Raw genomic sequence first — 19,056 nt, forward strand, 5'->3', positions numbered from 1 at the left:
GGATACGCGCTATCTCAGTGTTTGGGCATGATCTTTCCGCAAAACCGGTTCCCCTTTTTGCGGATCGTGCCCTAGATCTTGATGTCGGTCTTGATCGTCGTCTCGTCACCGGTGATCGACCGCGCGGCCTTGCGCTGCAATTCGTGGACCAACGAGGTTGACAGGCTGTTCTGTTGATCGATCTCGGTCTTTTCCGGCCCGCCCGAAACCGGGCCGACCGGCACAACGCGCTTGCCTTCGAGATAGTGGTCGGCAAGCATCGACTTGGCGATGCCGATGCCGCCGCGCTCGGCCATGACGTCGGCCACCCGCTCGGCAAGCTGCGATTTCCACATGTCGCCGGCCAGGCCCTTGCCGTAGACGCCTTCGGTGTCCTTGGGCAGCATGTTCTGGATGAAGGTCTGCAGCACCATCGCCTCGAACTTCTTGAACTTCTTGGCGGGGTCGGTTGACGCGGCCGCCTTGTCGGCGGTGGCGCGCGACAGGATCGAGCCGGCATCGACCGACGCCGCGGTGTCGACCGAAAACGTCCCGGCGGCGCCACCGGCCCGCTTTGTCAGCGCGGCGCGGGCAGCCTCGATATCCGTCGGGTCGACGGCTCGGGCAACATCCATAACGATGTCGCTGGGTGGAGAGATCGCCAAGAAAGTCCGCCTTTTGTCGGTTTTCCGTGGTTAGGACAATGCCTCAACAAGCTTGTGGCAGGCTTGCGCGGTCGCGGGCTGAAGCGCGTCGCCTCGGAACCGAATCCTGCGACGCGCTTCAAGTCCTTGTTTTCATGCATGTCGTTGTCTCAAGACCGGACCCACTTTCGGGCGACATGTACTAATCGTCACTTTCCGGTTGCCGCTTCTGCGCGATCAGGTCGAGGCGCTCGCGGTCGGAGCGTTGGCGTTCATCGCGGCTGCGCACATCCTTGTAGGTGCGCTCGACCATGTTGGTGCGCGCGGTTGCCGCGGCGATGAGGCCGGCCTCTCGCCTGGCGCTTTCTAAGTTCGCCTCCTGGCGCCGGACCGCGCTGGCGATGCGGCGATGGTAAAGGTCGGGAAACAGGCCCGAGAGGGAATTGGCCTGGTCGAAATGTCCGACCAGATCCCTGGCCTCGGCCTCGGCGGCGCTGGCCGCGGCAAGGAAGGTGGCATGACGGGTTTCGTGCAACGCCTTCAGTTGTTCCTGCACCTTGACCAGTTTCTTCAGGCGGTCCCTGCGCGTGCTCATTGTCATCTCGCCAGCGTCAGGTCGACAAAGCCGTTGACGAACAACGACAGCATGGTGCCGACGGCGAAATAGAATATGATCATGCCACCGGCGATGACGAAGGGCTGGGAGATGAAGTAGATCGGGATCTGCGGGGTCAGCTTGTTGACGAAGCCGATCGTCAGATTGACCAGAATGGCATAGGCGACAAACGGGCTGCCGAGCCGGATGACAAGGAAGAAGGTGTCCGACACCGTGTCTGTGACATCGACGAGTGCGGCCTGCGGATTGAAGAAGATGTTGACCGGCGCGACCGTGTAGGACGCGACCAGTGCGCGCACGATCTCATGGTCGAAATCGAAGACGAAGAGCATCAACAGCGCCGAGAACGAGATGATGGCGGCGAGCGCCGCCTGCGGTTCCGGCTCCTCGATCGCCGGTCCGCCGGTGCCGCCATAGCCAATCAGCATGGCGATGGCCGAGCCCATGAAGCGCAAGGCTTCCATGTAGAGCCTGGTCATGGCGCCGATCAGTCCGCCGACCAAGAGTTCCGAGATGATCATCGGTACGAGGATTTGCGGGCGCGGATCGACGAAGGGAAAGATGCGGTCCCACAGGAAGGCGAGCAGTCCGCCGGTGGCGGCGACCGCCACGAACAGCCTGACCTGGACTGGAACGCGGGCGCTGGACAGGCCGGGCATCAGCATGAAGCAGGCGCCGATGCGGCAGAAGGCGAGGAACGCCGCGATGACGACGCTCTGCGAAAGCACGCTCACGATATGGTCCCGAGCACCCTGATCTCGACGCCCTTGGCGATTTCGACATGGCTGAGCACAGGCAGCGTGGTGAACAGCCGCTCGATGATCATGCGCACATAGGGGCGGGCATCGGGCGCGGTGACCAGCACGAAACGCTCGCCGGCTTCCAGATATTTCTTGATCGCCTTGGTCGCGTCCTGGCCGAACTCCTCGAGCTGGCGCGGATCGATGTCGAACTCGCGCACCTCGCCCTTGGCGTCGCGCTTGAGGCTCTGGTGGAAGGCGAGGTCCCAGCGGTTGCCAAGACGGAGCACCTTGAGTACGCCGCCCTCGGAGAGGTCGCCGCAGATCTGCTGGGCCATGCGGATGCGGACATGTTCGACGATCTGCTCGGTGCGGCGCACATGCGGCGCGATCTCGGCGATCGCCTCGATGATCAGATGCAGATTGCGGATCGAGACGCGCTCGGCGAGCAGCAGCTTCAGCACCGCCTGCAGGCCGGGATAGGAGATGTGCGTGGTGCAGATATCGTCGGCGAGCTTGCGGTATTCCTGGTCCTGCCGTTCGAGCAGCGCCTTCATGTCCTTGTAGGACAGAAGCTGCGGCAGGTTGTTGCGGATGACCTCGGAGAGATGGGTGAGCAGCACCGACATGTTGTCGGCGAAGGTGTAGTTCTCGCGCTTCAAATCCTCGGCGAAGGTTTCGAGCACGGAATAGGCGCGCATGCCGAAGGCCGGCTCGCGGATTTCCTCGCCCGGTATTTCGGGCAGGTCGCGGTTGCCGAGCAGCACCATGATCTCGCCGACGCGCATCTGGTATTCGGCCACCACGGTGCCGTGCACTTTGATCTGGTAGCTCTTCGGCGGGATGGCGAAATCGTCGGCGACGCGCACCTCCGGCACGACGAAGCCGTACTGGGTGGCGAATTTCTTGCGCATCTTGGACATGCGGAAAACCAGTTCCTGATGCGAAACCAGGAGCCGGGTCGAAAGCTGCTTGCCGATCAGCAGCTCGATCTCGGCGGTGGCGAGCGAGGCCTTGACCGAGTTCTTCTCTTCCTCGGCCTTGCTCGCCTTCTCCTGGTTCTTCACCGCTTCGGCTTCGGCGAGGACCCGGTTGGCGCGCATCGGGATGACGTAGCCGAGCCCGGCCATGCCGGCGGCCAGCGCAAAGAACGGGAACAGCGGCAGGCCTGGCATCAGGCCGAGCAGCACCAGCAGCGAAGCCGCCACATAGAGGGCGCGCGGATGGGCGCCGAGCTGGCCGAACACCGCCTGGTTGGTCGAGCCGCGGGTGCCGCCCTTGGAAACCAGCAGGCCGGCGGCGAGCGAGACGATGAGCGCCGGGATCTGGGTGACGAGGCCGTCGCCGACCGACAGCTTGATGAACACGTCGGCTGCCTCGCCCATGCCCATGCCGTGCCTGATGTAGCCGATGGCGATGCCGCCGACGATGTTGATGGCGGTGATGATGAGGCCGGCGATGGCGTCGCCGCGGACGAATTTCGAGGCGCCGTCCATCGAGCCGAAGAAGGAGGATTCCTCTTCCAGCTCACGGCGGCGCAGCTGCGCCGTCTTGTCGTCGATCATGCCGGCGGAGAGGTCGGCGTCGATCGACATCTGCTTGCCGGGGATGGCGTCGAGGGTGAAGCGGGCGCCGACCTCGGCGATACGGGTTGCACCCTTGGTGATGACGATGAAGTTCACCACGATCAGGATCATGAAGACGATGAGGCCGATGACGAAGTCGCTGGCCATGACCAGCTTGGAGAAGCCGGCGATGACGTAGCCGGCGGCATGCGTGCCCTCATTGCCATGCGACAGGATCATGCGCGTGGTGGCGATGTTGAGCGACAGCCGCAGCATGGTGGCGATGAGCAGCACAGTCGGGAACGACGAGAAATCGAGCGGCCGCTGGATCCACAGCGCCACCATCAGGATCAGCACCGAAAGGGCGATCGAGAAGGCGAGGCCGATATCGATGAGAAAGGCCGGGATCGGCAGGAACAGCACGGCCAGGATGATGACGATGCCGATGGCAAAGAAGACGTCGCGGCCGTTCTTGGCAACTGCCCCCGCCGCTATGCTTTCGCTGATCGCCATGTCGTCCCCAAACCATAGGCTGCCGAACGTGCGACAGCTCGGTGAGGGTAGCTGGCCAAGCTTGCGCGAGGGTGGGAGACTGCCAGGTCCGAACGTCTCGCAGGAAGGGAAACCCATGCTTCTGATCATCGGCACGATCCGCTTGCCGCCCGACAAGCTCGGGGAGGCAAGGCCGGCAATGGAGCGCATGGTTTGCGCCAGCCGCGCCGAGCCTGGCTGCCTCGAATATTCCTATGCGCAGGATGTCTTCGACGCCGGGCTCATCCGGGTCACGGAAGTCTGGAGCGACAGGGCAGCCCTCGACGCGCATTTCCGCGCGCCGCACCTTGCGGACTGGCGTGCGAGCTGGCCGGCGCTTGGCATCGGCGAACGCAAGCTCGTGCTCTATGAAGCCGGGGAGCCCAAGCCGACCTGATCGATCTCACGGGCGGGATGCCTTGAGCCAAGGTCGAGTGCCCAGGATATGGTGGTGTCGGCCAACGGCAACGCCGGTCGCGCTCCAGTCGAGGCTGCAAAGCGCCGCAACCAGCCGGTCCAGCGCCACAATGGCGCCCTGCATGTCGCCATTGTGGTTGCCACGCCGTGTCGCCGGGCGTATCAGGCGAGCCTTCCATTGCCTTTCCGATATCGGCGAGCCGCCCCGGTGCTTTCCAGAAACCAACCGCAAGTCTACGCCCGCCGGCTGCGCGCGGTGCTGATCAGGTCGCTGCCGCTGCTCGAGGCGCGCGGCATCGCGGTGGTCATCCTGGCTGGCGCCGTCGGGGTGATGGCGGGCATCCTGGTCACGGCGATGAGCCAGATCGTGCAGGACCTGCACGGGCTGTTGTTCGGCGTCCAGCCCGGCGGCCGGCTTTCCGGCATGTTCTCGCTCGCCAACCCGTTGCAAGCGCTGATACCGGCGATCGGCGGCATCCTGCTCGGGCTCAGTGTGATCTGGCTGCGGTTGCGTAAATTCCGCACTCCGGTCGATCCGATCGAGGCCAACGCGCTCTACGGCGGGCGCATGTCGCTGACCGACACGTTCATCATCGCCGGCCAGACCATGATCTCCAGCGGCTTCGGCGCGTCGGTCGGACTGGAAGCCGGCTATACGCAGGTCGGGTCCGGCTTGGCCTCACGGTTGGCGCGCGTGTTCAGGTTGCGCCGCAACGATGTCCGCATCCTGGTTGGCTGCGGTGCGGCCGGCGCCATCGCCGCCGCCTTCGACGCGCCGCTGACCGGCGCCTTCTATGGTTTCGAACTGGTCATCGGCATCTACTCGGTCGCCAATGTCGCGCCGGTCATGACGGCGGCGATCTGCGCTTCGCTGACGGCGGAAATGTTCGGCGGCGTGCCGTTTCCGCTCGAGCTTGCAGGCCTGCCGGCGCTCACCGCCAGCCAGTACGTGCCGTTCCTGCTGCTCGGCCTGCTTGGTGGCGCTGCCTCGATCGCCATCATGCATCTGGTGACGCTGATCGAACGCGGTTTTGCCAGGCTGTCGGTCGATGCGTCGCTGCGGCCCGTCATCGGTGGAGTCATCGTCGGGCTGCTCGGACTGATCACGCCGCAGGTCCTGTCCAGCGGCCATGGCGCGCTGCATCGCGAGTTCGCCATGAACTATGGTTTGACCGTGGTGGCCAGCGTCTTCGTGCTGAAACTGGCGGCATCGGCGATCTCGCTGGGGTCGGGCTTCCGCGGCGGCCTGTTCTTCGCCTCGCTGTTTCTCGGCGCGTTGCTCGGCAAGGCATTCGCCGGCGTGATGGCTTTCGTTTCGCCGGCGACCGGCATCGACCCCTCCGTCGCCGCCGTCGTCGGCATGACGTCGCTGGCCGTCGGTGTCGTCGGCGGCCCGCTGACGATGACGTTCCTGGCGCTGGAATCGACCCGCGACCTGACGCTGACCGGCGTTGTCCTGGCCGCCTCGATCATGGCGGCGATCCTGGTGCGCGAGACCTTCGGCTATTCGTTCTCGACATGGCGCTTCCACCTGCGCGGCGAAACCATCCGCAGCGCCCACGATGTCGGCTGGATGCGCAGTCTCACCGTCGGCTCGATGATGCGCAAGGACATCAAGACCATCGACGCGGCAACGACGCTTGCCACCTTCCGCACGCAAGTGCCGCTCGGGTCGGCCCAGCGCGTCATCGCCGTCGACGCGGGCGATCATTATGTCGGCGTGCTGATCGTGGCCGAACTGCACAGCGATCCTTCCGACGGCGAGGTGCCAGTGCGCTCGCTCGCCCAGTTCCAGGATGCCGTGCTGGTGCCCAGCATGAACGTGCAGTCGGCCGCAGAGACTTTCCAGCGCGCCGGCGCCGAAGAGCTGGCCGTCGTCGAGGATTTCACCGACCGCATCGTGCGGGGGCTGCTGACCGAGGGTCACCTGATGCGGCGCTATGCCGAGGAACTCGACAAGGCGCGCAGGGACCTGTCCGGCGAGGGGTAGGGCTCCCTACGCGTTCCCGACGGTTGCGGCTTACTTCAGCCGACAGATCTTCCCAGCTTGCAAGCCTGGCCCAGCCATTGGCGGGGTCCTGGCGCCACGCGTGGCTTGCCAGTTGTGCAGTGGTACTGTACAGATTGTTAAGTGAAGCGAGGAGACAGCATGCGCAAGGCCTCTGGCGCGGCTTCGGTAAAGACGGGCAACGCGCCCGCCGCGACCCGTGCACATGAAGTGCTGGGCATGCGCCTCAAGAGCCTTCGCCTCGCCCGCAGGCTGTCATTGCGGGAGCTTGCGGAGGCGACTGGAACCAGCGCCAGTTTCATCAGCCAGCTCGAACGCGGCCTGACCGGGGCCAGCACCGCATCGCTCAACCAGATGGCTTCGGCGCTTGGCGTCAGCGTCGCCATGTTGTTCGAGGAAAGCGCGGCGCAAAACCATGGCGTTCTGAGACGAAGCGAGCGGCCGAGCCTGCCGCCCAGCGACGGCTGCCGCAAGATGCTGTTGTCGCGCCCGCCGCTGAGCGACATGGAAGTCTATGTCGGGGAATTCGACATTGGCGGCTCGACCGGGCCCGATCGCTACACTCATGGCGATGCGCACGAGATGCTCGTCGTGCTGCGCGGGATCGTCGAGGTCTCGCTCGGCGAGGCGCGCCACGTGCTCGAGGAGGGCGACAGCATCGAATACACGACGTCGACACCGCATCGCTCAGAGAACATCGGCAGTGGCCGAGCCGAAGTGATGTGGATCATCGCGCCGCCGACCTCGGCGCGCGCCGAACTCGAACAATATACGGCCTGGAAACCGCTCGCGGCCAGGTAGTCCGATCAAAACGCGGGCATGAATGGGAGAGTTAGTGTGAAGTTTAAATCGAGATTTGCAGGCCTTGGCGCCATTCTGGCGCTTGGCGTTGTGGCCGGCGCGGCCTTTGCGCAGGACAAGCCGGTGGCGGGCGAGGTGAAGGAAGGCTCGCTCAAGGGCAAGACCCTGACGCTCGTTTCCTATGGCGGCATCTACCAGGACGGCCAGGCGGCCGCGCTGAAGGAATTCGTCGACAAGTCCGGCGTCAAGCTGCTCAATGATGGCCCGACCGAGATCGCCAAGCTGCAGGCGCAGGTCGAGTCCGGCAACGTCACCTGGGACGTTGTCGATACCGACGACCTGCCGCCTTACGTCTATTGCGGCAAGCTGTTCCAGAAGCTGGATCTGACGAAGCTCGACGTCTCGAAAATCCCGGAAGGTCAGGTCGGCGAATGCTCGGTGCCGGCGATGAACTACGGCGTCGTGCTGATGTACAACACCGAGAAGTACAAGGATAATCCGCCCAAGAGCTGGGCCGACTTCTTCGACACGGCAAAGTTCCCGGGCGTGCGCGGAATCGACGGCTCCGGCAGCCCGACCGGCGGCCTGCTCGAACAGGCGCTCAAGGTCACCGGCGGCGACCCGAAGGCGATGACGGTGGCCGATATCGACAAGGCCATCGACGTGGTCCGCAAGCTCGGCCCCGACACGATTTTCTGGAAGACGGGTGCCGAATCGCAGCAGCTCGCCGAATCCGGCGAAGCCGATATGCTGATGATGTGGACCGGCCGCGCCATGACCGCGGTCAAGAACGGCGCCAAATATGCGCCCGCCTGGCAGGATTGGCTGGTGGTGATGGACCAGATGACGATCCCGGTCGGCGTGAAGGACACGGACGCGTCCTACGCGCTGCTCAATGCCTATCTCGGCAAGCATGCCCAGGAGGTCCTGGCGGAGCAGACGTCCTATACGCCGATCAACAGCGACGCGCAGCCCAAGGTCGACGCTTCCGTTGCCGCCTTCCTGACCAATACTCCGGACCGCCAGAAGCAGGGCTACAAGCAGAACTTCAAGTTCTGGGTCCCGAACTTCGCGGCGGCGCAGGAGAAGTGGTCGGCGCTGATGGCCGGCAACTGACCGGCTGACCAAGAAGGCAAGGCCCGTGAGCGCGCACGAACCGACGACGCCATCCGCCCCGAAACGGGCCGGATGGGCATGGCGGCCGTTCGCGCTCACGCTGCCGGCGCTGGTGTTGCTTGCCGCGGTGATAGGTTATCCGCTGCTCACCATCGTGCTGCGCAGCCTGTCGGAACCGCAGTGGGGCGCGCAGAACTACGTCTGGTTCTTCGGTGCGCCCATCAATCTCACGGTGCTACAGCGCACTTTCACCATCTCGGCGTGGGTGACGATCGTCTGCGTGATCTGCGCTTATCCCTACGCCTATCTGATGACCGCCGTCGGGCCGCGCGTGCGGCTCGTCCTGGTGCTCTGCGTGCTCATCCCGTTCTGGGTAAGCGGCGTCGTGCGCACGCTCTCCTGGGTGATTCTTTTGCAGGATTCGGGCGTCATCAATTCGCTGTTGCGCGCGGCCGGTTTTGACGGCATCCGGCTGATCCGCACCCAGACCGGGGTGGTGATCGGCATGGCGCAAGTGCTTCTGCCCTTCATGATCCTGCCGCTCTATTCGGTGATGAAGGGCATCGACCTCAGGCTGATGCGGGCTGCGCAAAGCCTGGGTGCGCGACCTTCGCGTGCGTTCTTTACCGTCTACCTGCCGCTGTCGCTGCCCGGCGTCTATGCCGGCGCGATCATCGTGTTCATCCTGGCGCTGGGCTTCTACATCACGCCGGCGCTGCTCGGCGGGCCGCGCTCGACCATGCTGTCGACGCTGGTGCAGACCCAGGTGCTCAGCCTGCTGCAATGGGGCCGCGGCGGCGCCATGGGCGTGGTGCTGCTCGTCACCACGTTTGTGCTTCTGGCGCTCGCGGCACCCGTGATGCGCTCGCGGTACCGGGAAGCAGGACGAAGCTGATGGAGATGAAGCCGCTCACCCGCGTGATCCTCGGCCTCGTCTGCCTGCTGGTGGCGATATGGCTTGTCGCGCCGACGCTGGTCGTGGTGCCGATGTCGTTCAACGAGAACAAGTCGCTCGCCTTCCCGCCGCAAGGCTTCTCCTGGCAGTGGTACCAGAACTTCTTCACCAATCCGGACTGGTCGTCGAGCTTCCTCAACTCGCTGAAGGTCGCCTCGGTGGTGGCGGTGCTGGCGACGGTGCTTGGCACGCTGGCGGCCTTCGGCCTCGATCGCATGAAGGCAGGGCCGGCCAGCCTGTTGCGGATGCTGATGCTGACGCCGATGGTGGTGCCGGGCGTGGTGCTGGCCATCGGCATCTACGCCGTCTATCTCGACACCCATCTCGTCGGCACGATGCTGGGCTTCGTGCTTGCCCACACCATCCTTGCACTTCCCTTCGTGCTGATCGCGGTTTCCGCCAGCCTCGAAGTGTTCGACAGGCGCCTCGAGACGGCGGCGGCAAGCCTCGGCGCGGGAGCGCTGACCGCGTTTCGCACGGTGACGCTGCCGCTGATCCTGCCAGGCATGCTGTCCGGCCTGCTCTTTGCCTTCGCCACCTCCTTCGACGAGATCGTCGTGTCGCTGTTCATCGCCAACCCCTATCTCAAGACCTTGCCCGTGCAGATATTCTCCTCCATCACCCGCGACGCCGACCCGACGGTTGCCGCCGTCGGAACGATCCTGCTTTTCGCCACCACGATCCTGATCGGCGGCGGCATGCTTCTTCTTGGCCGCGAGCGGAAGGGACGCCCATGAAGCCGGGACAGGAGAGCAAGGGCGCGGCGATCGATCTCGAATCGATCAGCAAGGCCTATGGCGGCTTCAATGCGCTGGATGGCGTTTCGCTGCGGATCGAGCCCGGCGAGTTCATGACGCTGCTTGGCCCGAGCGGTTCCGGCAAGACCACGACGCTGAACGTCGTGGCCGGCTTTACCGACGTGACCAGTGGCAAGCTGCTGGTCGGCGGCAAGAACGTGGTCGGCGTGCCGGCGCACAAGCGCAACATCGGCGTTGTCTTCCAGCACTACGCGCTTTTCCCGCATATGAGCGTCGGCCGCAACGTCGCCTATCCGCTGACGCTGCGTGGCGTCGGCACGGCGGAACGAAAAGCGCGCGTGGCAAGAGCGCTGGACATGGTCAAGATGGGCGACTTCGCGCATCGCTATCCCAGCGAGCTGTCGGGCGGCCAGCAGCAGCGCGTGGCGCTGGCCCGCGCCATAGTCTTCGATCCGCCGCTGCTTTTGATGGACGAGCCGCTCGGCGCGCTCGACAAGAAGCTGCGCGAATGGCTGCAGCTCGAGATCAAGCGCATCCATCGCGAGCTCGGCACCACCTTCGTCTATGTGACGCACGACCAGGAGGAGGCGCTGGTCCTGTCGGACCGCATCGCCGTGTTCAACCGCGGGCGGATCGAGCAGGTCGGCACCGGCCGCGAACTCTACGACGAACCGACGACGCTGTTCGTCGGCCGCTTCATCGGCGATTCCACGGTGCTGCGCGGCGAGGCGCGAAGCGATGGCGCAAGCACGGCGCTGCGCATCGCCGGCGAGACGGTGACAGCGCCGCGGCGGATGGCGGGCGAAGCCCGTCCGGTCATGCTGCTGCGCCCGGAAAAGCTTGCCATCCGCCGGCCCGGCCAGAGCGCGGCGGGCACCACCAACCGGCTGCCGGGGACGATCGCGGAAGCCATCTATCTCGGGTCGGGATCGAAATATGAAGTCAGGCTCGCCGACGGCTCCACGGCGATCGTGCGCTCGCCGCTGACCGGTGAGAGTTTTGGCCTAGGCGAGGAGGTGGAGCTTTGCTTCGACGGTGCCGATGCCAAGCTTCTGGCCGATGACAGCACGGCCGACGCGACGCTGACCTGATCCAATCAACCTGAAAGTCATCCCATGCAAGCCAAACGCAACGGCGACATATCGTTCTGGTATGCGGATCTGGGCGGGGTTCCCACGCCCCGGCCGCCCTTGCCCGGCGATATCGAGGCCGATGTCGCGATCGTCGGCGCCGGCTATACCGGGCTGTGGACCGCCTATTATCTGAAGAAGGCCAGGCCGTCGCTGCGCGTCGTGCTGATCGAGCGCGAGTTTGCCGGTTTCGGCGCTTCGGGCCGCAATGGCGGCTGGCTGTCGGGGGGCTTCTCCTGGTCGCGCGAAAAATATCTCAAGACCTCGACCCGGCAAGGGGTGAGCGCCATGCAGGCGGCCATGGCGGGCTGCGTCGACGAGGTGATCCGGGTGGCGAGCGCGGAAGGGATCGATGCCGATATCCGTCGCGTCGACAATCTGACGGTGGCCACCAACCCGGCGCAGCTCGAACGCGCGCGCGAGGAATGCGAAACGATCCGCGCCTGGGACGTCGATCCGGACCGCGTCGAGATGCTGGATCAAGCGGCGACGCGGGCGCGCATCAATGTGCGCAATGTCATGGGCGGCTTCGTCGTCCATGGCCAGGCGCGGGTGCAGCCGGCCAAGCTGGTGCGCGGGCTTGCCGCCGCCGTCGAGCGCCTGGGCGTGCCGATCTACGAACAGACGACGGTGACGTCCATCGCCAAGGGCACCGTGACGACCGACCGCGGCACGGTGCGGGCGGAGACCGTCATCCGCGCGACGGAGGGTTTTACTGCAGGCATTCCCGGCGAGGAACGGACCTGGCTGGCGCTCAACAGCGCGCAGATCGTGACCGAGCCGCTGTCGGAGGCGCTTTGGCGCCAGATCGGCTGGGAAGGGCACGAGCTTCTCGGCAACGCCGCCCACGCCTATTGCTATGCCCAGCGCACGCGCGAGGGACGCATCACCATGGGCGGGCGCGGCGTGCCCTATCGCTATGGCTCGCGCACCGACATCAATGGGCAGACGCAGCAGGCCACGATCGACCAGCTGCATCAGATCCTGACGACGCTGCTGCCGCAGACGGCGAACTGCCGCATCGAGCACGCCTGGTGTGGTGTGCTCGGCGTGCCGCGCGACTGGTGCACGACCGTTGGCCTCGATCCCGCCACCCGTATCGGCTGGGCCGGCGGCTATGTCGGACTTGGCGTGTCGAGCTCCAATCTTTCGGGGCGCACGCTGGCCGACCTGATCCTCGGCCAGCAGACGGAGCTGACGAAGCTGCCCTGGGTCAACCGCAAGGTCAGGCCATGGGAGCCGGAGCCGTTCCGCTGGCTTGGCGTGCATTCGATGTACCAGCTTTATCGCATCGCTGACGGACGCGAAGCCGCCGGGCTTGCGCATACGTCGAGACTGGCCGCGCTCGCCGACAGCATTACCGGTCACTGATCCATGGAGTCCAATTTGATCGATCTTTCGACCTTCCACGATCTCGCCAAGGCCGACATCGGCGCGTTCTCACCCAAGCCCACTTCCATCGAGGGAGATCAGGTCGAAGCGGCGCGCTCGCTTTTCCAGTCACCGGACGGTACCGTCGATATCGGTATCTGGGAGTGCACGCCCGGTCGCTTCACCGCCGACCGGTCGGATTCATCGGAAATTTGCCACATCATTTCCGGACGGGTGGAGGTGAGCCGCGCCGACGGCGAGGCGCGTGAGCTGGGGCCAGGCGACCTTCTCGTGCTGCCGCAGGGATGGAAGGGCGAATGGCGGATCCGGGAGACCACGCGCAAGCTCTACATGATCCAGTCGGCGGGGTGATCGACAGGCGTCAGCGCCGTACCGAAATCAGTGCTCGATCGGTCCCCTGGCCATGACGAGAGTCGTGCCGGCGGTCGTCGGGCGTTCGATCGTGCGGCGCACGCGGGGCGGCTCGTCGCCGCTGTGCAAGGCCCGCAAGCGCTCGCCCACGACAGCGTCGGCATGGGTGATGCGTCCATTGTGGCGCACATATTCGAGCCAGGTCGGCGTGTGGTAATGCTCGATCCAGATCGCCGGGTTTTCAAGGTCGCGCGCCAGCGTCCAGTTGCGGGCGCCGTCACGGCGGCGGATGCGGCCACGTTCAGCCATGGTGGCGAGGAACTCCGGCACGTCCTCATCGCGGATGATGTATTCGATCATGATGGCGATGGGGCCGCTGCGCGGCTTCAGGTCGAGTGCCAGGTGCGGTTCCTTGAAGCGGTTGAGCGGGTCGAGGTTGAGCACCTGCTGTTGCGGCAGCGGCAACAGCAAGCCGATGGCGCCGCCGGCCAGCATGGCGATGCTGGCCGCGATCAGTGCGGTCTCGGCGCCATGCGCGTCGGCGACGACGCCCCAGATCCAGCTGCCGAGCGCGATGCCGCCGAAGGTCGCGGTCTGATAGACCGACAGCACCCGGCCGACCACCCAGCGCGGCGTCGCCATCTGCACCGTGACGTTGAAATGCGAAAGGGCGATCACCCAGCAGGCGCCGCCGACAAGCAGGCCAAGCGACGTCTGCCAGGCATGGTGGCTGACGGCGGCATTGAAGGCGCAGACGGCGAAGCCGGCGAAGGCCGAGCGCACCATCGTCTCGCTGGACAGCAGTTGGCGCAGCCGCACGCTGATCAGCGCGCCGCCGACGGCGCCGATGCCGAAGGCGCCAAGCATGATGCCGTAGGTGAGGGCGTCGCCCTTGACCACGTCGCGCGCCACCAGCGGCAGCAGCGCCAGCACCGCGCCGGCGCTGAAGCCGAAGGCGGCGCCCCTGACCAGCACCTTGCCGATGTTGGGCGACATGGCGACATATCGCAGGCCGGCGCCCATGGCAGCCCCCAGCGATTCGCGCGGCAAGGTTGATACCGGCACGTCCGGCTTCCAGCGCGCCAGCACGACGATCAGGCCGATATAACTCACGGCGTTGGCCGCGAAGGCCGCCGCCGCACCGGCCGCCGCGACGATGATGCCGCCGATCGCCGGGCCGACGCTGCGGGTCAGGTTGAAGCCCATCGAATTGAGCGCGACGGCGGCCGGCACCTTGTTGCGGGGAACGATGTCGCCGACCGAGGCCTGCCATGACGGGCTGTTCAGCGCCGTGCCGCTGTCGATCAGGAAGGTGAAGGCAAGCAGCGTCCACGGTGTGATCAGGCCAGAATAGGTGAACAGGGTCAGGAGCACCGAAACGACCAGCATGAAGGTCTGGGCGACCAGCATCACCTTGCGCCGGTCGAAACTGTCGGCGATGGCACCGGCGACGAGCGCAAACAGCATGATCGGCAAGGTGGTCGAGGCCTGGACCAGAGCCACCTGGTAGGACGAGGTGGCGATCGTGGTCATCATCCAGGCCGCGCCGACGCCCTGGATCAAGCCGCCGAAATTCGAGACAAGACTTGCGGCCCATACGGCGCGAAAAATGCCATGCCGGAAGGGCGCCAGCGCCGAGGCGCCCTCGCTTTCCGGCTTTTCGTCAATCATCGGGGGTTCCTGTCATGTCGTACGGATTCGTCAGATGATCCGTTTGCTAAGATCATTCGCCGAAAGTAGGGCATCGCACCGCAAAGGGCGAACGCCTTTCAAAAAAGGATCATGGTCCAACAATGGGATAGCTGCGGTCCACGCGCTTATCTCCGGCCAAGGGGCATGCGTGAACAGCGTGCGTCACCGACCGCGGCATGGCGCGTGCGCAAGACATCGATGCACATGCGGTGAGATCAGCCGGCGACCGCCTTGCCGGCATGGACGCAATCCGACCGAACCCGTTGCCCGCCAGCGGGCGGCTGCTTTCACGCGATTGCGGACGGAAAGCCGCCGCACCTATCCTGATTGCTCAGAACCCGTTCTGGATGCGCTCGAAGATGACGTTGGTGAAGGCCGATATCTGGCTGCCGATGAAAGGTCCGGTCAACGCCACCACAAGCATGATGGCGACGATCTTCGGCACGAAGGTCAAGGTGATCTCCTGGACCTGCGTCAGCGCCTGGATGAGGGCGATGCCGATGCCGACGACCATGGCGACCAGCACCACCGGGGCGGACGCGGTGAGCACCGTCCACACCGCGTACTGAACGATGTCGAGAGCGTCGGCCTCGTTCATGTGGGAGGTTGGCCTAGCTTGCCGGCTTGATCGACACGCCGGCGCCGACGGGGACCTGAGTGCCGTCCTGCAGCACCGCGATCAGTCCGCTGCTGGCGAGCGTCACCGAAGCCACTGTTCCGGTGGTCTTGCCGTCGGCCGACGTGATCGAGCGGCCGATAATCGCGTCGGCCTGCGACAGCGCCGACGACTGCATGATCTGTTCGAGCTTTGTGTTGGTCTGCACCGATTGCTCGACCTGCGAGAAGGTCGCGAGCTGTGCGACATACTGCGTCGAGTCCATCGGCTTGGTCGGATCCTGATTCTTCATCTCGGCGATCAGGAGCTTCAGGAAGGACTGGTAGTCGACCGCGGTCTTGGAGGTCTGCTGGCTGGCCTGGTTGGCGCCGGTCGGGATCGTCGTCGTCATGTCCACGTTCATCAGTATCGTGCTCCCACAGCCAGCGGGCGCGTGGCACCCGGAACATCGTCATTGCCGCCAAGCGCGCGGCGTTCGAGCGGATAGAGCGATCGGATCGCCTTCAGCGCTTCGTAGATGTGATCCTCGCTGACCATGCGGTCGATCTGTTTGAGCGCGGCACAGATCTGGGCGTCCTCGAAGCTTACCAGCAGCAGCGGCAGCGAACGCCTGAACATGTCGCGCGCCTCGGCCGCGCCGGTCGGATTGATCAGCATGACCTGCAGGATGAAATACAGCTGCTTGAGTGGCGTCGAGGCGTCGTCGGCCTGTATCACATGGCTCTCGAGCAGGAATTGCACGTCGTTCATCAATTCGATGGTGACCTTGCGGTCGACGCGTATGACGGCGCCGTTGATGTAGATCTTCTCGTTCGGCTTCAGTGATATCTTCAGTGTGTTGGTCATTGAATGCCGTCCCGGATAATCTGGGACACCTCGATCAGCCCTTCGAAATTGTTGGTGCGGCCCTGGCGGATATCCTCGGTCTCGCGCAGCAGCCACAGGCCGATGGAGATGAGGTTGGCGCGCAATTCCTTGGGCAAGGCGTTGTCGCTGGAGCCGAGATCCTCGACGAAGGCAGTCCAGACACGGTTGGTGAAATGCAGCGCCTCGATTGCTTCCATCGAGTCGCGGCCAACGGCCGCCGCCGCCGCCAGCATGTCGATCGAACGGCTCAGGAGCTGCCGCTCACGGTCCTTCGCGTCGGCAACGGAGTTGCTCTGGATGTCGGCGTAGGAGAATTGGTACATCGGGGGGCTACCGTTCCGTTGTGAGGTATCAGGTCAGGTACTTAAGCAGGCTGAGCTGCTGCAGCCGTGCGGTCAGCGCGAAAGACGTCTCGATATGCTGGGTCAGGTTCGCGACCCGGGTCGCGGCTTCGGCCGGGTCGACGGCTTCGAGATCGAGGATGTGCCGTTCGAACAGGTCGACCTGCGTCTTCATGCGGTCGCTGGCGTCGGACACCCGCTTCTGGACGATGCCGGTCTCGGACTGAACCTGGCCGATGCCGCTCAGCGCCTCGCCGACAAGGGACTGTGAGCGGCCGATGATGGTGTCCTTCGCCGCCTGGCTGATGTTGCTGGTCATCAGGGTGGAGACCATGGCGGCCGCCATTGCGAGCTTGCGGATGCCGTCGCTGTTGGCGCTGGTCGAGGTCGGGGTGGTTTCGTTGAGCGCGATGCGGCTGACGATCTGCTGGTCGGTGGCATTCGACCAGTTGGTCTGCCAGCCAGAGCCGAGGAACTGCGGCGCGACGTCGTTGGTGATGTAGTCGTCCATCTGGGCGGCGGTGATGTTGGTCGCAGCCGGGTCAGTGGGCGTGAAACCGAAATGGGAAACGAAGGAGGCGTCGAAGGCGGCCTTGGCGGGTGAGCCGGCCGCCGTGAAATCGTTGATCGGCTTGACGTCGGTGTTGGTGCCGGCGAACAGATATTCGCCGTTGACGCTGGTGTTGAGGATCGAGCCAAGCTGCTGGATAGTCGTCTTGCCGGTCGATTGGGTGAGGCTGTCGGAAGAATCGCCCGACGTCGCGGTGGTCAGGCTGGACAGGAAGCTTTGAGCGACGCTGGAGAGCTGGCTGAGCGAGGTTTGCGTCGACGAGAGCCGGGCGGCGACCAGCCCGTTGGAATCGATGATGACGTTGAGCCGGTCGAGATCGCGCGAGAAGGTGACGGACTGGGCCGTGCGCCCGCCCAGCGCCAGCCCGACATCGGCGACCTTGCCGGTCGAGGACTCTTTCGTGGCCTTGACGAGGTCGGCCTGCATGCGCATCTGCTGATAGCGCATGGCGTTGGAGAGGGCGGCCGAGGAGACTGAAGTCATGGCTTATCCCACCGCGCTCAACAAGGCCGTCATCATGTCGTCGATTGTTTTCATCATCCGGGCCGACGCCTGATAGGTGTGTTCGAGGTCGAGCATCAGCGACATCTCCTGATCGACATTGACGCCGGTCGCATTGGACAGGGCCTCGGCGCTGCGCTGTGCCAGCGCCTGCTTGGCATCGGCGGCGGTGGAGGCCTGCTGGCGCATGCCCTGGAGCCAGCCGATCGAATTGGCGGCGTAGTCGGAAACGCTGGACGTTGCCGATATTCCGGCGGCGGGATCGAACGTCATCGGCTGGTCGAGCCGGTCGCCATAGGCAACCAGGAGGCTGGAATAGGATGCGCCGCCGCTGGTGTTGGCGACATAGGCCGCACCGTTGGCGCCGCCGTCTCGCAGCAAGGTCGGGTTGCCGCCAGCGCTCGGATCCATCGCCGCATTGATGCGGATGGAGGCGGCCAGACCGTTGACCAGCGTGCCCGCGGCCGGCACGGCCGGCGCGCCGGACCAGGTGAACAGACCGGCGGCGCTGGGCATCGAAGGCGCGGTCTCGGCAAAGGCCGTGATCAGGCCGCGCGCGGTCTCGTCGAGCTGGCTCTGCATGGTCGAGGCGACGCCGTCGCGCAGTTGCAGCAGGCCGGCAAGCTTGCCGCTGGCGCTGGTGTTGCCGCCGGTTCCCGCCGAGACCGGCACGTTGTCGATATAGACGGTGTTGCCTGCGGCTCCGGCGGCATAGCCGGCCGATGGCGTGAAGCTCACCGTGCGCGGTATCGTCTCGAACAGCATGGTGCCGTCACCCGTGGTGATGACCATGTCGTTGTCGCCGCGCGTGAAGGTCGAGACCGGAACATAGTCCGCGATCTTCTTCAGCAGCGCGTCGCGCTGGTCGAGCGCATCGGAAACGTCGGTGCCGGAACGGGTTCCGGAAATGACCGCCTGGTTGGCGTCCTGGAACTGGTTGAGCAGCGAGTTGAGGTCTTTGACCGCCGTGTCGATCTGGCCGTCGGTCTGGGTGCGGAAAGTCTGAATGGCCTGGGAGCCCTCATTCAGGGAGCGCACGACCTGCTTGGCCGCGTCGATGACGCTGGAGCCGAGATTCTGGTTGGACGGCGAGGTGGCGTAGAGCTGCAGCGCCTGCTGCAGATTGGCGATGGCGGTCGAGGGCGAGGAGGCGTTGTCGACGCCATTGACCGAAACGTCCAGCTGATCCATGCCGCTGAAGAGCGCGTTCTGGCCGCTATACGCCGACAAGGCGCCGAGATTCTGCCGGGAGAGCAGGTCGTTGGCGACGCGCTGGATATCGACCGAACGCGCGCCGGGCGCCGTGCTGGTGACGACGGCGATGCGGCGCGCATAGTCCGGATTGGAGGCGTCCGAGACATTGCGCGTGACGATGCTGGTCTGCCGCGCGGTATTCATAAGCGCCGATTGGGCGATGCTCAGTGCGGAGGAAAGCGACATGCTGGTCTTTCACGGGCGGCGCCCG

At 65.0% G+C, this 19,056-nt stretch carries 20 protein-coding genes; 9 read left to right on the forward strand and 11 right to left on the reverse strand.

What is annotated here, in order from left to right:
* Positions 1-71 precede the first annotated feature (71 nt).
* The 4 genes from OOJ09_RS09535 to flhA all read right to left on the reverse strand — a co-directional run bounded on the left by OOJ09_RS09535 (position 72) and on the right by flhA (position 4,057).
* Positions 72-614 (reverse strand): rod-binding protein, encoded by a 543-nt coding sequence (locus OOJ09_RS09535; protein ID WP_091577808.1) that lies wholly within the window; start codon positions 612-614, stop codon positions 72-74.
* Positions 615-825: 211 nt separating this feature from the next.
* On the reverse strand, positions 826-1,218 hold the full coding sequence (locus OOJ09_RS09540; RefSeq protein WP_269904978.1) for a hypothetical protein: 393 nt from the start codon (positions 1,216-1,218) through the stop codon (positions 826-828).
* 2 nt (positions 1,219-1,220) lie between these two features.
* A complete protein-coding gene (fliR, locus tag OOJ09_RS09545; protein ID WP_269904979.1) occupies positions 1,221-1,973 on the reverse strand; it encodes a flagellar biosynthetic protein FliR in 753 nt (250 codons plus the stop codon).
* Positions 1,970-4,057 carry a flagellar biosynthesis protein FlhA gene (flhA, locus tag OOJ09_RS09550; protein WP_269904980.1) on the reverse strand — a complete coding sequence of 696 codons (2,088 nt, stop codon included), beginning with the start codon at positions 4,055-4,057 and terminating at the stop codon, positions 1,970-1,972. The genes fliR and flhA overlap by 4 nt, the downstream gene beginning before the upstream one ends.
* Positions 4,058-4,172: 115 nt before the next feature.
* Here flhA and OOJ09_RS09555 point away from each other — a divergent pair, with 115 nt between their 5' ends.
* The 9 genes from OOJ09_RS09555 (at position 4,173) to OOJ09_RS09595 (ending at position 13,003) form a co-directional block, all read left to right on the forward strand.
* Positions 4,173-4,472 (forward strand): putative quinol monooxygenase, encoded by a 300-nt coding sequence (locus tag OOJ09_RS09555; protein ID WP_269904981.1) that lies wholly within the window; start codon positions 4,173-4,175, stop codon positions 4,470-4,472.
* A 228-nt stretch (positions 4,473-4,700) separates the two neighbouring features.
* Positions 4,701-6,482: a chloride channel protein gene (locus OOJ09_RS09560; protein ID WP_269904982.1), complete on the forward strand. Its 1,782-nt coding sequence runs from the start codon at positions 4,701-4,703 to the stop codon at positions 6,480-6,482.
* 159 nt (positions 6,483-6,641) lie between these two features.
* Positions 6,642-7,301 carry a helix-turn-helix domain-containing protein gene (locus OOJ09_RS09565; protein ID WP_269904983.1) on the forward strand — a complete coding sequence of 220 codons (660 nt, stop codon included), beginning with the start codon at positions 6,642-6,644 and terminating at the stop codon, positions 7,299-7,301.
* A 36-nt stretch (positions 7,302-7,337) separates the two neighbouring features.
* Positions 7,338-8,417 (forward strand): PotD/PotF family extracellular solute-binding protein, encoded by a 1,080-nt coding sequence (locus tag OOJ09_RS09570; RefSeq protein ID WP_269904984.1) that lies wholly within the window; start codon positions 7,338-7,340, stop codon positions 8,415-8,417.
* 25 nt (positions 8,418-8,442) lie between these two features.
* Complete coding sequence (locus OOJ09_RS09575) at positions 8,443-9,312, forward strand: ABC transporter permease (RefSeq protein ID WP_269904985.1); 870 nt, start codon at positions 8,443-8,445, stop codon at positions 9,310-9,312.
* The gene (locus OOJ09_RS09580) at positions 9,312-10,109 is read left to right on the forward strand and encodes an ABC transporter permease (protein WP_269904986.1); all 798 of its coding nucleotides are present in this window, start codon (positions 9,312-9,314) and stop codon (positions 10,107-10,109) included. The genes OOJ09_RS09575 and OOJ09_RS09580 overlap by 1 nt, the downstream gene beginning before the upstream one ends.
* Complete coding sequence (locus OOJ09_RS09585; RefSeq protein ID WP_269904987.1) at positions 10,106-11,221, forward strand: ABC transporter ATP-binding protein; 1,116 nt, start codon at positions 10,106-10,108, stop codon at positions 11,219-11,221. The genes OOJ09_RS09580 and OOJ09_RS09585 overlap by 4 nt, the downstream gene beginning before the upstream one ends.
* A gap of 24 nt (positions 11,222-11,245) precedes the next feature.
* A complete protein-coding gene (locus OOJ09_RS09590; RefSeq protein WP_269904988.1) occupies positions 11,246-12,631 on the forward strand; it encodes an NAD(P)/FAD-dependent oxidoreductase in 1,386 nt (461 codons plus the stop codon).
* A 3-nt stretch (positions 12,632-12,634) separates the two neighbouring features.
* The gene (locus OOJ09_RS09595; RefSeq protein WP_269904989.1) at positions 12,635-13,003 is read left to right on the forward strand and encodes a cupin domain-containing protein; all 369 of its coding nucleotides are present in this window, start codon (positions 12,635-12,637) and stop codon (positions 13,001-13,003) included.
* 27 nt (positions 13,004-13,030) lie between these two features.
* Here the strand turns inward: OOJ09_RS09595 and OOJ09_RS09600 are convergent, their stop codons facing one another.
* The 7 genes from OOJ09_RS09600 to flgK form a co-directional block, all read right to left on the reverse strand.
* Positions 13,031-14,674: an MFS transporter gene (locus tag OOJ09_RS09600; RefSeq protein WP_269904990.1), complete on the reverse strand. Its 1,644-nt coding sequence runs from the start codon at positions 14,672-14,674 to the stop codon at positions 13,031-13,033.
* A 352-nt stretch (positions 14,675-15,026) separates the two neighbouring features.
* Positions 15,027-15,293: a flagellar biosynthesis protein FliQ gene (fliQ, locus tag OOJ09_RS09605; protein ID WP_023761707.1), complete on the reverse strand. Its 267-nt coding sequence runs from the start codon at positions 15,291-15,293 to the stop codon at positions 15,027-15,029.
* A gap of 13 nt (positions 15,294-15,306) precedes the next feature.
* Positions 15,307-15,714 (reverse strand): flagellar hook assembly protein FlgD, encoded by a 408-nt coding sequence (gene flgD / locus OOJ09_RS09610; RefSeq protein ID WP_269904991.1) that lies wholly within the window; start codon positions 15,712-15,714, stop codon positions 15,307-15,309.
* The gene (gene flbT / locus OOJ09_RS09615; protein ID WP_269904992.1) at positions 15,714-16,157 is read right to left on the reverse strand and encodes a flagellar biosynthesis repressor FlbT; all 444 of its coding nucleotides are present in this window, start codon (positions 16,155-16,157) and stop codon (positions 15,714-15,716) included. The genes flgD and flbT overlap by 1 nt, the downstream gene beginning before the upstream one ends.
* A complete protein-coding gene (flaF, locus tag OOJ09_RS09620; RefSeq protein ID WP_269904993.1) occupies positions 16,154-16,501 on the reverse strand; it encodes a flagellar biosynthesis regulator FlaF in 348 nt (115 codons plus the stop codon). The genes flbT and flaF overlap by 4 nt, the downstream gene beginning before the upstream one ends.
* 28 nt (positions 16,502-16,529) lie before the next feature.
* Positions 16,530-17,573: a flagellar hook-associated family protein gene (locus OOJ09_RS09625; RefSeq protein WP_269904994.1), complete on the reverse strand. Its 1,044-nt coding sequence runs from the start codon at positions 17,571-17,573 to the stop codon at positions 16,530-16,532.
* 3 nt (positions 17,574-17,576) lie between these two features.
* Complete coding sequence (flgK, locus tag OOJ09_RS09630) at positions 17,577-19,031, reverse strand: flagellar hook-associated protein FlgK (RefSeq protein WP_269904995.1); 1,455 nt, start codon at positions 19,029-19,031, stop codon at positions 17,577-17,579.
* Between the last annotated feature and the right edge of the window lie 25 nt (positions 19,032-19,056).

Source organism: Mesorhizobium qingshengii (genome assembly GCF_027563465.1).
Taxonomy (GTDB): domain Bacteria; phylum Pseudomonadota; class Alphaproteobacteria; order Rhizobiales; family Rhizobiaceae; genus Mesorhizobium; species Mesorhizobium qingshengii_A.